The following is a 14,345-nucleotide window of genomic DNA, read 5'->3' on the forward strand; positions in this document are numbered from 1 at the left end:
TCTGAGGGCGGCTATGTTTCGGTTTCAAGCACAACGTAACGATTGCGTCCTTGGCTTTTGGCTTGATAAAGGGCTGCATCTGCGGCGGAAATCAAGTCTAAGGGAACCATCCCTGGTGTCGGTGTGATTGTGGCAATTCCTATACTGAGGGTGATATAAGGGCTGACAGATGATGCACTGTGGGGAATTTTGATCTGTTGAATGGCTTTATGAATTTTTTGGGCGACTGTAACACCGCCATTAGTATCAGTATTGGCTAAGATCACCACAAATTCTTCGCCACCATAACGGGCTGCTAAATCTGTACTCCGTTTAACGCTTTTTTTGAAGGCTTGACCCACAAGGCGTAAACAATCATCACCCACGGCATGACCATAGGTGTCATTATATTCTTTGAAGTGGTCAATGTCGCAGAGTAATAGTGTTATCAAACCTGGTTTTCTCAGGAGTTGTTGCCATAGGGAATTCAATTTTTCATCAAAACTGCGGCGATTAGCAAGTTGGGTTAATTGATCGACCATTGCTAAATTTGCCAGATGCTGGTTGGCAGTTTGCAACTGTTGATGAAGTTCTGATTGTTGAATGGCGATTCCCACCTGTAATGCTAATTTTTCCAGGAGTGAACTTTCGCAAGTTTGCCACTGACGTGGACCTCTACAATGGTGGGCAATTAATAGACCCCAAAGGTTCTTATCTTGAATAATGGGGACAACTAGCTTGGATCTGACTTGGCATTTTTCTAATAACTGTAGATGACAATCGCTAAATGCCATGGTGTAAATATCGGAGGCGACTTTAATTTTACCTTGTTGATATGGCTCTGCTGCTGTTTCGACAAAGTAAGTGTCTGTAATCTCCATGTCTAACATTGCTTTGTATTCTGGGGCTACAGATTCTGAGACTACTAAGCCACTCCAATTTGGGTTAAAACGGTAGATGATCACGCGGTCAGTGTGTAAAAAATCTCTAACTTCGGCTACTGTTGTGTTTAATATTTCCGATAAATCTAAGGAATGACGGATTTTTTCGGCGATCGCATAAATCATCTGTTCCTGTTTTACTTGTTGTTGCAGTGCTTTTTGAGCCTCTTTGCGAATGGTGATATCTGTAAATGATGCTAATGCAGCATAGGGTGTTGATTCATCTCGACGAAATAATGGTTGGGAATTAACCGAAATCCATGTGAGCTTACCATCGGGTTTATAAATCCCCATAATCACGTTATACTGAGGTTCTCCAGTCCTTAAGGTGACACTAATGGGATGGGTTTCACCGGGAAAATCCGTACCATCTTCGTGGATGCTTTTCCAAATGGGATCGACGCAGGTTCGCCCAATCATTTGGTCAGCTGTTAACCCTAAAATCTCCTCTGAACTTTCGTTACAGGCGGTAATCCGGCCATCGGCTTTTTGTAGAATAATACCTTCTGCCATTGCTGCAATTACGGAACGATAGCGTTCTTCACTATCTCTAATGGCGATTTCTGCCTGTATGCGATCGCTGATATCTTCAAAAATGTATAGTCGCCCCAAATAGCGGTCTTGATTATCCCGAATTTGGCTAGAAAAGCGGCGAATTGTCCGACCATCCACAAATGCAATTTTATCTTCAATAATGGAACGATTATCTACAGATTTTAATGGGTTACAAATTTTCGCAAATGCTGGCACATCAGCAATTAAATTCACGCAATAGGAAATAATGTCATTACTTTTGATCGCTCCCAGCCGCATATCGGATTCTAGATGTTCCAGACCCCAAATTTCACAAAAGCGGTGGTTAAAATAGAGAATTTCGTCGGTGCGATTATCCACAACCAAAAATGCTAGCAAAGAACTATCGGTCATGGAACGCAAAAAGGCTTCTTGCCAGCGCAATTCCTGTTCTGCAACCTGTTGCTCTGCCATTGCCACTAGTTGTTTGGTGATATCCTTTTCGTTTACCAGCATCAGAGAATTACCTGTAACTGGATCAAGGGTGCTGCGTATATCTATGTTATGCCAGCGTATCCCTTTGGTTGTAAACACTTGGGTTTCTACATGAAAAATTTCACCTAAATTAATGGCGGCTATTGCCTGTTTTCCCACACTCCGATCAACAAAGCGGCGTAACCAAATATTCTCGTTAGCAAGGCTGGGGTTTTGAGTATCCCCATAACAATCTAGGGCGGCTGGGTTCTGCATCAGAGGTACACCATCCATTGTGTACACGGAAATCATTAAACTTGTGTGATACAGTGCTTCCATCCCTCGGAGAATTTCTGGGGCGATATCATGGGAGAGTTGGGTGGCTTCCACCAACATCATTATGCACCCAGGTTCAATTTCCACTCCTGATAAGAGACAACTGACAGTAACGGGTTGCCCTTGGGGATAAAATGTCCAGTTTTCGCTGACGGTTTTGCCTTGCTGAAATTTATCTAAATAACTTTTGAGCCGAATCTGGGTAGCTTCTGAAATATCACTAAAGTTTCGGTTGAGTAATTCTTCTTTACTGGTGGCATTCCACAGATACAGAGATGCTTTGTTGACCCACCACATTTGGTAGTTTTCTAGATCATAAATCCAAATCGGTGTTTGTAATCTGTCAAATGCTCTCAAGTCTGTGGCTGAGATAATATTGGCTGATACTTTTTCATTTTGCTGATCTGTGGGAGAACTAGAGAAGTTTTTGAGTTTTTGCTGTTGTGGCGATCGCCTAGCAGCATTTTTTTGATCCTGTTTAACTGGTTGGATGGCTGTTCCTAGTTGTGTCGCTAACAGTTGTAAAAACTCAATTTCTAATGAACTCCATTGCCGGGGACTACTGCACTGATGGGCAATTAGCAAACCCCATATATCAGTAGATGAGGAGCAGTTACTAGCAATTTGCCGACGATTAACTAAAATGGGTACGACTAAGTTAGCTTGAATTTGTAATTGATTAAATAACTCTTGGCAACAGGGGTCAAGGGGATGAGTTAATATATTTTCAACGGTACTAAATTTTCCTTCTTGATATTCCTTTATCCATTTATTTTGACAACAATAATTATAAATTAATTGCCCCTTAATGGGTATCCATTGGGGACCCACAGATTCTGCTTCTACTATGCCGTCACCATCTGCTAAAATTCGATATATTACTGCGCGATCGCTTGCTAGAGTATTCCTTACTTCTGCAACAATCATGTTCAGCATTTCGCTCAATTGAGATGATGGGTAAATTCCTACAGCCAACATCCTGAGTTGAGACATGATTGACTGAAAGTTAACTTGACCACCCGGTAAGCGATTAAACATGATTGCAGGCATAAGAATGTAACTTTAATTTATTATCCCGAAAAAATTGCTAAAAAAATTCATTTAATATAATTATTGTAATATCACAGAATAACGGAAAGATTGCAGGAATACAACCTTAGTTCTGGCATTTAGTTCTGAATATTTTTGATATGCCCCCCACCCGATAGAGGTAGGATGTAGAAATAATTTAATTAATTACTTTTTTGTGCAGGAATCCCCCTTGTAAAATAAAGGTTTCCAGTTTTTGTAATGGATAGAATGGGAGAGAAAATTATACTCTAGATATATTTAACCCTATGAATAACTAATTTCCCATTTTAACCTCTTTTAACCTCTAATTAATTAGAATGCTTTTTAGTAGACCTGTGTCTGTTAACTACTATACATATCCACGCAATCGGTGAAATACATTAGTAATAGTTGCGTCAAGTAGAAGAATTAATTATTGAAAACTATCCCAGGGTGCGGAAATTTCAATTCACCGCGCCGGTTAAATATTATCCCCTTCAACATCTGTGATATTTCTGATAAATTCAGCTTAGAAATCTCCACATCTAATTCCATCTATCTAAGGTTGCATGATACTAGCCCGATGGAGTAGCTAAATTTGATTGGGCAAAAATTGGCGATAATAATGACTCTGTATCAAAATCACATCAATGCCTGATCAAGTTTGGTTATCACAGTTGCAACAGCACCGAGCGATCGCAGTTATTCGCGCTTCAGATATTCAGTTAGCTGCAAACATGGCTAGGGCGGCGGCGGCTGGGGGTATGGGGTTGATTGAAATTACTTGGAATTGCGATCTCCCAGGGAAATTAATTAGTCAATTACGTGGGGAATTACCAAATTGTATCATTGGTACGGGGACGCTGTTGAATGTCGAGGAATTACAAGAGGCGATCGCATCTGGGGCGCAATTTCTCTTTACTCCCCACGTGGATACAGCGATGATTCAGGCCGCAGTAGCCCAAGGTATCCCGATTATTCCCGGTGCGTTAACTCCCACAGAAATTATCACTGCTTGGAATCATGGTGCTAGCTGTGTGAAGGTGTTTCCCGTCCAAGGAGTGGGAGGGGTGAATTATATTAAAAGTTTACAGGGGCCACTGAGTACAATTCCCTTGATTCCCACCGGGGGAGTGACTATAGAAAATGCTCAGGAATTTATTGCAGCTGGGGCGATCGCAGTGGGTTTGAGTGGACAATTATTTCCCGAACGGCTGGTAAAGGCAGAAAATTGGCGGGCGATCGCCTCCCAAGCCCATGAACTCAAACAACGATTAAATCCTAGATAATTACTTTTGATCGAGTGAATCACTGAACTGAGTTCCCCTCTAATTAAGAACCCATCCATCTACAATACTAAAGGTTACTAATAGTTAACGCTGAAATGTAGCCTTCTATTTGCCTCTGTTCAACAAATGCTAAGTAAGTCGGCGTGAAAATTTCAATGTATGTCATTACGAGTGGAACGCAGTGAAACGAAGCAATCACAAGGGTTGTGAGGATTTTACCTTTTGTTACATAGTTAGGTTTATTTGTGCCGACTTACTTAAAACTGTCTCGCTATATGTATTAAAATAGAAAGCAATAGCTAATGTAAAATCTCAAAAAATAATGAATATTGAGCAGAATGTTTTACAAATTTCAGGAATAGAAATGACCAAAGCCATCTTGGTAGATTTACAAAAACTCTCCTCTTGCGCTGGAGAACCAATAGCATCTATTTATGCAGATAACCTACTGCGGACTATGCGTGTTATGCGTGACAAATTACCGTTTGACCCCTATACAGAAGTGCTAATGGCTTTACATGATGCACTAGCATATTCTAACCGTTGGATTGACTATACTGCCAGTCAGTACCAGGGAGTTTGTGAATTACTTACATCCATAGTAAATCAAGAAATAATCAATAATTCATCAGTTGAAACAGCAATTTTAACTTTAGAATACTTAGGCTTTGATACCCTACCATTCGGAGTTCAAATTGATGAAAATCTGGATATGGGTAAAGACGAAGAATAATAACAAATGGATAATAAATCTATTCTTCAACACTTTCTAGATACATCAGTTTTACGTTCTTTACTGTTAGGCACACAAATCTATAAGCAGTATTTTAAATCTCATTTTACTGACCAAAAGCTTTATATTTCTAATTACGTATATATGGAAATGAGGCGCAGTTACTTAATTAATCTTATTTCCTTCTATTTTGTGCTGCGCCTGGAAACTATAAACAATATTGGAGACGCGATCGCACTGTGGAGCAATAGATTTAAAACCAGCGAACTTAAAGCTATTTTACAACTTATTCCCCAACTTTTTAGCACCCACCAACTCAACTTTAGTAGTCCCCAAGATAAAGAAAAAGCCATCTCTATTTTAGGAATTTATATTAAACGTTTTGAACTTCTACTCAGGAAAAAGTTTAATAATACCAATACAGATTCTACCACCTGTAACCGCGCCCTTGTACCCCTTACCCTTGATTTGCAAAATCTGGCTGCTGGATTAAAACAGTTTGCTGATGAATTTGGAGATGTAAAAAATTGTCGCAGTAAATGTCAGATTGACCAATTTTTGTTAGTACAATACCGTTCAGAAATTGAGCAACTTATCCAAATTGCTTCTCAACTCCCCAAAAACTCAAATACTAGAGGATTTATCAATATTACCAATAATTTAAAAGAAATATTAGATCAAGGAGCAGCAGCCTGTGACTGCAAACGTTGTGAAAAGATTGGAGATGCTGTCATTGCTTTAAATGCACCCCGGAATATGCAACTGCAACATACTGATAATTCCTTTGACTATTTATGTTCAAGCATTAATCAACCCCATTACAAGCATCCTTCAGAGAGTAAAATTATTGCCAGATCATAAATTTTTGGGAAATTACTATGGCATTTATCAAAAATAACTTTGTAAATTCGGATTTTACTTCTGTTCTCAGATTTCAAGAATAGTTGAACGCAGATGGACGCAGATGGGCGCAGATGAAGATTTGATGATTCTGTGCTTTATATCAAATTGCTATGAGGTAGGCTTTAATAAACGATAATTCCGATAGATATCTTGATAATTGGGGATTAATCAGATTTTCAACCAGAATCATAGTCAAGGATGCCATGACAGTCTAAGCTAGTACAAGCGAACTATGATGGATGTGGAATGTCTGAGTTAATTTTGTTTTGGCATCGTCGTGATTTACGTATTTCTGACCATACAGGACTAGCAGCCGCCAGAAAGCAGAGTGCAAAGGTGGTGGGGGTTTTTTGCCTTGACCCCCAGATTCTGGAAGCAGATGATGTCGCCCCGGCGAGAGTTACCTATATGATTGGCTGTTTACAAGAATTACAACAGCAATATGCAGCAGCCGGTAGTCAATTATTAATTTTGCGTGGCAATCCGGTAGAAACTATACCAGCTTTAGCGGTGGCGTTAAAAGCCCAAGCTGTATTTTGGAGTTGGGATGTCGAACCATATTCTCAAACACGCGATCGCACAATCATTGATATCCTGAAAGCTCAAGGCATTACATTTCTACAGCAAAATTGGGATCAGCTACTACACACACCACAGGAGATTTTTACAGGTGGGAAAAGTCCTTACACAGTTTACACTCCCTTCTGGAAAAACTGGAGTAGCAAACCCAAAGCAACACCAGTGGAAACACTGCAAAATCTCACCGGATTAACCGAGGCGGAACAAGAAATCGCCCAAAAAGCCGGAGTCATTCCCTTACCCACAGCTAAAGATTTAGGATTTATCTGGGATGGAGAATTAATTATTGCCCCCGGAGAAGCCGCAGCCCAATCACAATTAGAGGAATTTACAGCCCGTACTATCACTGAATATCAAGAACAGCGTAACTTTCCCGGTGTGGATGGTACATCTCGACTGAGTGCAGCTTTGAAGTTTGGCGTGATTGGGATTCGCAGCCTTTGGGAAGCCACTTTAGCAGCCCAAGCAGATAGCCGCAGCGAAGAAACAACCGCCAGTATCCGCACTTGGCAGCAGGAACTAGCTTGGCGAGAGTTTTATCAACACGCTATTTATCACTTTCCCCAATTGGCTGATGGTGCTTACCGCGACACCTTCAAACACTTTCCTTGGCAAAATAACCCAACGCATTTTCAGGCTTGGTGTGAGGGAAAAACTGGTTATCCCATTGTTGATGCAGCCATGCGTCAGTTAAATGAAAGTGGTTGGATGCATAACCGTTGTCGGATGATTGTGGCGAGTTTTTTAACTAAAGATCTAATCATCAATCCTCAATGGGGAGAAAAATACTTTATGCAGAAGTTGATTGATGGTGATTTATCTGCGAATAATGGCGGTTGGCAATGGAGTGCTTCTAGTGGTATGGACCCGAAGCCGTTAAGGATTTTTAACCCTGCTAGTCAAGCCCAAAAATTTGACCCAGAAGGGGAATATATTCGGAAATGGGTTTGGGAGTTGCGGTCTGTAGATACAGAATATTTAGTATCTGGGAAAATTCCCCCATTAGAACTACAAGGGACGGACTATCCTGCGCCCATTGTTGATCATAAGGTGCAGCAAGCTTTATTTAAAAGAATGTATCAACAGCAAAAAACCCTCACCAGTTCTGAGGGTTGATTTAAGATTGTCGGGATGAATTTACCTTTTCAGACAGAAGCTCAAATTATGGCAAACTCAGGACTGGTAAAGGTTTAAGGGTTTGCGTCAACCTGTGTTATCATTTCAGCGCTTCAAAACTACTCCAGATAGGCATTTGAGCGAAAAAATGTAGGTTGACGCAGAATTAAAGAATTAGAAAAATAGCGATCGCCAACTCAATAAATTTCGGGTAATCTTACCTAATTAGGAAGGAATTATTTTCTTACTTTCAGACCCATTAGACTCAACAAACACTTGCTTAACAATAATATCTTGCATAGGATTAGCCCCCACGCGGATACCTTCTTTTTTAAACTGTTCTCGAATCATCCGAATCAGGTCTTCGTGAACTTCCCAAAATTCCGTTTTTGTTGTCCACCCATTAGCAGCAACACTGATGTAGTAATCTTCAACTTGCCACACATTGGTGAAAGGCTGGAGGTCTCGCAGAACTTTAGGGTGCGATTTAATGATTTCTATGAGCAATTGTTCTACACGGGCTAAATCTTCGTCAAATCCAATCCGTAACCAAATCTTAATTTGTCGAATTTTACCGTGAGATAGGGTTTCAATAGTACCACCCCAGACCACATTGTTGGGAATGGTGAAAGCCTGATTGTTGAAGCCAATGATTTTCGTATTCGCCAAAGTAATAGAATCGACATTTCCCCAAATATCATTGATTTTTACTTCGTCGCCAACATCGAAAGGCTTATAAAGCATCAGCATTAAGCCACTAGCAAAATTACTGAGGTTACTTTGTAGCGCAAATGCCAGCACAAAACTAGCACCCCCAAGCAAAGCTAAAATTGGACCGATGCTGACTTCTAATGCTGTTAATGCCAGCATAATACCAACGATAACCCCACCACGCCTAACCGCCATAATAATAAACTGACGCAATAGCGCAGATATACCATCACAGTAGAAAAGTAAGCGCTGAAGAATTGAACTGAGAATTTGCGAAATAATCACAGAGGTAATCACAATACCCAGAAATTGACTGAGGTTCGCAGACCAACGCCAACCACCTTCTCCCGATTTGAACCAACTGACCAAGCGAACGCCTAAATCTTTTGTATCTTTTAAGTCAACGGAAAATTTACTGGCAGCTTTAATGTACTGTTGGTAAGGCTCAGGGTCGCCACCTTTGCTCTCTAGTTCGTTTAATATGATTCTCAAACGATCAATAATTGCCGTGCGGTCTGCCTGAAGACTGATCACAGCAATCACCAGTTGGTTTTTCAACTTTAACTCAGTTGCGGTGTTTTCTTCCAGTTGTTGTACTGCTATTTCCAGGTTCTTACCTTTTTGATTCAGGCTTTCTCTGTCATTCACAACTTTGATGGGGCCAGCAATTGTTGTACCACTGGGGCTGCTGATTTTGGTTCTTTGCAAAACCATTGATACTTCGTTGAGGTTCTGGGAAAAGTTATCAGTTGGGTCAACTTGGTTTGTATCAATACCAGTAATTACTTCTTGGGCTTTAATCAGAGATTTATGTGCGAGTGCTAAGTTCTGGTTAGCCTCTGTAAATGCTGGTGATTCCGATACGGCATCTTTGAGGGCTGCTTGTGCATCTTCAAAAGTGTTGATGCTCTCCTCTAGTGTGTCAATTTTGCGAGTAGCACTTTCGTATGCGATGGAATCGGTAGTGATTTTTCTGCGGAATCCCTTGGCTTGCACAAGGATTTTTTTTGCTTGATAGAGTTGGTCAATGTCCCTAGCGTTGCTTAAGGCACTGCTCAAAGCTATATCGTTTTGGAGTTCTGTTTTCGTGGCTGCGGCTTTCCTGACCGCTAACTGAGCTTTTTTGAGGTTGTCTTGAGCTTGTTCTACTTTGATTGTGGCTTTATGAAATTCTGGTGAATCTGGATAAGAACGAGATTTGTATTCCTTGGCTGCTGTGAAGGCTTGTTTGGCTTTTTCTAAAGCATTAGTGGCTTCTTGCTGTTTTTGGATAGTTTGATGTTGACGCTTGATAGCAATTTCCGCGTGGCTAATTTTTTTGACCTGTTCTTTGAGTAATAACAGCCATGCTGCTGTTTCATTCTGAAGTTCTTCCAAACTCAGGGGCTGGACTAACAAACGTAGCTCATCAACCGGAATTTCTGGATCTTCAGTTGTAATTGCGGTTGTAGCATTTCCGCTAGTTACAGGCTCAACTTTTTCTATCCCAGTTTCTTCAGCTTTTACTGTTAGCGATCGCCCAAGTGTACCGCATACTGTGACAGTGCAAACAATACCAACGAGAACAATAGCACGCACTCGACAGTACATCATAGTCTGTTTTCCCTCACACCAGGAGATTATTTATATCGCGTAATTAATAAAACTTTATAGTTCTAACTCTATGTAGCAACAGATTTGCAATTTTGAAAACTGTATCAATACAATTCTACTGTGTATTATTAAGGACTGGGCATAAAAAGATAAAGTTCTTTATGCTTGCTGCGTATTCAGTAACAATAAGTGTCACAGCGATCGCATAAATTCACGGTTGACGAATAATCATATAAGCATCTACCGATATCTTGAGGGCTTATGCCATCTCCAGTTGACGAACCGTTAACCATTATACTCAAGCTGCCATCCTTTCACCCGGAATTACTCACCGGATTGGATATCTGGCTAGACTTGGGTTTAATATCTGATCGCCAGGTTAGGCAGCTATGCCAACAGTTTCTGGTCTGTGAAGTAGTTTTAGAACCTGTAACTCTGCCGGAACCAGAAGAGGTCACAGCTTTGCGACTTAAGGCTTCCGCGTCTAGTAGTCCCCGCAAAACTCCCCAAAAACCACCGGAACCTAATTTTGTTTCCTCAATGTTGCAGTCCTTGGGGGCAGAATTGAGTGTGCGTTGGCTACTGTTTTTAGGTTTATTTTTGGTTGTACTTTCCTCCGGCGTACTGGCTGCGAGTCAGTGGGAGAGGTTTCCGGCTGCTGCCCAATATGGTGTGTTATTCGCTTATACCTTAAGTTTTTGGGGCTTTAGTTCTTGGGCGGAGAAACAAAATAATCTCCGATTGACAGCTCAAACTTTGCTAATTGTCACCCTGTTATTGATCCCGGTGAACTTTTGGGCGATGGACAGCTTTCAATTGTGGCACAATCCTTTAAACTGGTTGACAGTGGCGATCGCCACTCCGACTCTGACATTTATTACAGTCTTACTCTGCAAAAATACTCGCGTTTTTAGCAACCTACCCACCGGGAAATTACCTCTAGTAAATATTCTGGGTCTTAGTTATTTGCATTGGGGTTGGGAATTATCCTACTTTCCCTTATTTGCCATTTATCTGGCAATGGTAGGTACAACTATTGTTACTATTTATCACCATCGTTACCCACAGCAGCCCCCCATCACTTCCGAAAATCCTCGTACAGAACCGAATCAATTAGGTATCAGCTTATTCGGGGCTGTAATTATTTATGGCTTAGTAGTTCTATTAGTTCGCGCCATTTTTGTGAATGGGGTGAATATCACTCAGTTAGGTTTAGCCATTGGGATTTGCGGCTGGCTGGTAACTTGGTTAGCACAACACAGAGATTCTACATCCCTCTGGCAACGTCTGGGAAGTATTCTCCTATTTCTCGGTTGGCTAGTAGCGGTATTCACTCAACCCGCACAAGCAATCCTTGTTAGTGGCTTGGCTTTGGTGTCTGTGGGTAATCGCTTAAAAAGCTATAGTTCACTCATTGACTTGGCAACATTTTTTACCATTGGTTTACAAACAATTTGGCTGGGTTGGCGGTTAGTACCTGGGGAATTACAACAACAAGCGATCGCCATTGCGACTCAACTCACCCATACAGAAAGTCAACCGTGGGCGTTATTAGGTGTCGCTTTATTCCCTTATTTAATCTTTATGGTGGTAATCACTGAGAAGATTCATCACAGACAGCACCCGGAATTAGGACAAATTAGTGAATTTCTAACTTTGGTATTCGGGGCTTTTTTAACCGCAATTGCCTATGTAAACCCCACACTGCGATCGCTCAATCTACTCTTTTCTACCATCACTCTCATAGTCATCACTCAACGCCGTTCCCCAGTCCCCATTCCCTTGGTCTATTTCACTCACATCATGGGAGTGTTGACAGTGGGTTCCACGATTCATTGGCAATTCCCCAATCTACCTTTATACATCTGGGCTGGCATTTTACTGGCTGTGATGGTGGCAGAATGGGTATTTAGTCTGGGGGATGGAATTTGGCAACAAAGTTCCTGGTATATCGGCTGCGGGTTGGCTACCCTGAGTTTTTATTTCCTGTGGATGAATAACCAAATAGCTTGGTTTAACGATGGTATTTTCGACCATTGGGGGATATTATGGCTAATTACCCCTTTAACTCTCACAGGTTTAGCTAGTCGCACCAGTGGACAACGGCGAAATATTCACACTTTTTCTAGTGCGATCGCTGTGTGCATGAGTCAGCTTTTAACCTTACCACTAACCGAAACCAGATTAATTAGTTTAGGTGTAGCGACGGCCTTGATGTTCGTAAATACTAACTATTTAAGACACAAAGCTAATGCGGGAATTACAGTCGGTTTTGGGTTGAGTTTTATTGGGGTGTTGCTGTGGGAAAGATTACCGGAACTGACTACATCTGGGTGGTTTATTGTTGGGGCGATCGCCACTTTCAGTTTATGGTTAGCCAGAACAGTTTTAATACAAAGGGATAACGAATTAGCAACTATATATGCAGTCGCTAGTGATCGATGGGCGATCGCATTATGTATCACCGAATTATGCGGAATCACCTTCCGTTCCACCTTACTCAATCCTTATATTCCACCCAACTTTTTATACCTCATCCCCAGCACCATAACCTTAGTTGCAATTGTCTATCGTAGTTGGCAAGCACCCACAAATTGGACATTGTATGGCATTGGTTGGTGTGTAGAATTAATCATTGCCGAAATCCTCACCTCTGGCGAAAATTCCACCCTGAAAATTGCAATAGCTAACATCGCCTTGGGTTTAGTTTCCCAACTGCTAGGAGAATGGTGGCGACGCAAACATCAATTACAAACCTTTCCCAGTAGCTTACACATTTTGCCCTTAATTTATGGTGCTATTAGTGTAGTCTTCCGGTTATATACCTTTACAGCTGCGACTGGGTTCTTTTCCTTGGGTGTAGCCTTCATACTCATTGGAGTGGGGCGACGTAAAGCATCCTTCAAACCCCTATTATATTTAGGAATCATTGGCGTATCAGTCTCCGCCTATGAACTGCTGTTTTATCAAATGTTCCAAAGCACAGGAGGCGCATTAGGTGATGGTTTAATTGCCATGTCAGCCCTGGGAACCAGTATTATGTATGCTTATCGCATCCTCACACCCTGGATAACCAGTTACTTAGGTCTGACTCCCCAACAACTAAAAAACATCGCCCATCTGCATTGGTTATGGAGTAGCAGCTTATTAATGGCCGCTATTTTCCTTCCCATTGACATTAACCGGATGGTGGGATTAGGAACCGGGGTATTTTTAATTAGATATGCCATCTTTCAAGGAAAGAGAACAGCTGCTATCCCCAGTATTTTCCCCATGATTACCACCGGAGAAATCTGGGTTTATCTGGGATTCTTAGAAATAGCCGCCATGCGAATTTATTGGCGAGAAACAGCAGTAGGACAGTGGTTAACTGGCCCCTTAGTACCTTGGAACGGTGCGATCGCCTGTGTAATAGCATACTTTTTATACATCTTACCCTGGGAAAACTGGGGATGGTCGCCCAGACCTTGGAAACAAGTTGCACACATTATTCCCCTGATTATTTTATGGGAAACCAGACTAGAAGTTTCCTCCATCACCTTACTCATCGCAGCTGGGTTTTATATCTTTCTCGCCCAGGTAAGTAAAAACATCCGTTTGACATATATCAGTACCGGATTAATTAATTGGGCTATGCTGCGCTGGTTTGATAGCATCAGCCTCACCAATGCTTTGTGGCATATCACACCCATAGGATTCTCACTGCTGTATATTGCCCAAGTAGATCCTCTGTTAAAACTACCCAACTATAAAACAGCCCGTCATAGTGTAAGAATCATCGCCAGTGGCTTAATTTGTGGATGGGCAATTTTATTTGAACAACAAACACCCTTAATCCCCGGAATCTTCAGCCTCATCGCCATATTTGCCGGACTAGCTTTAAAAACCAGAGCTTTTCTGTATATTGGTACAGCCAGCTTCCTAATTACCAGCTGCTATCAATTAATAATTTTCAGCTTTAGCTATCCCTTCCTAAAATGGATAGTCGGCTTGCTAGTAGGGATTATACTGATTTCCATAGCCGCCAACTTTGAAACCCGCCGGACTCAAATAAATACCCTACTTAGCAGCATCAAAGATCAACTCCAGCAATGGGAATAACACTCCAGGTAATCCATTTATTCTTAA

The 14,345-nt window shown here is 41.4% G+C and carries 7 protein-coding genes; 5 read left to right on the plus strand and 2 right to left on the minus strand.

Going from position 1 to position 14,345, the window contains the following annotated elements; all coding sequences use genetic code 11:
- Positions 1–11: 11 nt before the first annotated feature.
- Positions 12–3,293: a diguanylate cyclase domain-containing protein gene (locus tag VB620_RS05415; RefSeq protein WP_323195116.1), complete on the minus strand. Its 3,282-nt coding sequence runs from the start codon at positions 3,291–3,293 to the stop codon at positions 12–14.
- 650 nt (positions 3,294–3,943) lie between these two features.
- Here VB620_RS05415 and VB620_RS05420 point away from each other — a divergent pair.
- The 4 genes from VB620_RS05420 to VB620_RS05435 all read left to right on the plus strand — a co-directional run bounded on the left by VB620_RS05420 (position 3,944) and on the right by VB620_RS05435 (position 7,913).
- The gene (locus tag VB620_RS05420) at positions 3,944–4,582 is read left to right on the plus strand and encodes a bifunctional 4-hydroxy-2-oxoglutarate aldolase/2-dehydro-3-deoxy-phosphogluconate aldolase (RefSeq protein ID WP_323195117.1); all 639 of its coding nucleotides are present in this window, start codon (positions 3,944–3,946) and stop codon (positions 4,580–4,582) included.
- 322 nt (positions 4,583–4,904) lie between these two features.
- Positions 4,905–5,315, plus strand: coding sequence for a hypothetical protein (locus VB620_RS05425; RefSeq protein ID WP_323195118.1), 411 nt, complete (start codon positions 4,905–4,907; stop codon positions 5,313–5,315).
- Between the two features lie 6 nt (positions 5,316–5,321).
- Positions 5,322–6,176 (plus strand): hypothetical protein, encoded by an 855-nt coding sequence (locus tag VB620_RS05430; protein ID WP_323195119.1) that lies wholly within the window; start codon positions 5,322–5,324, stop codon positions 6,174–6,176.
- Positions 6,177–6,464: 288 nt separating this feature from the next.
- Positions 6,465–7,913, plus strand: coding sequence for an FAD-binding domain-containing protein (locus tag VB620_RS05435; protein ID WP_323195120.1), 1,449 nt, complete (start codon positions 6,465–6,467; stop codon positions 7,911–7,913).
- 225 nt (positions 7,914–8,138) lie between these two features.
- Here VB620_RS05435 and VB620_RS05440 read toward each other — a convergent pair whose 3' ends face one another.
- Positions 8,139–10,217: a mechanosensitive ion channel domain-containing protein gene (locus tag VB620_RS05440; RefSeq protein ID WP_323195121.1), complete on the minus strand. Its 2,079-nt coding sequence runs from the start codon at positions 10,215–10,217 to the stop codon at positions 8,139–8,141.
- 261 nt (positions 10,218–10,478) lie between these two features.
- Here VB620_RS05440 and VB620_RS05445 point away from each other — a divergent pair, with 261 nt between their 5' ends.
- Complete coding sequence (locus tag VB620_RS05445) at positions 10,479–14,318, plus strand: DUF2157 domain-containing protein (RefSeq protein WP_323195122.1); 3,840 nt, start codon at positions 10,479–10,481, stop codon at positions 14,316–14,318.
- Positions 14,319–14,345 lie beyond the last annotated feature (27 nt).

This window comes from Nodularia harveyana UHCC-0300 (assembly GCF_034931085.1).
Taxonomy (GTDB): domain Bacteria; phylum Cyanobacteriota; class Cyanobacteriia; order Cyanobacteriales; family Nostocaceae; genus Nodularia; species Nodularia harveyana.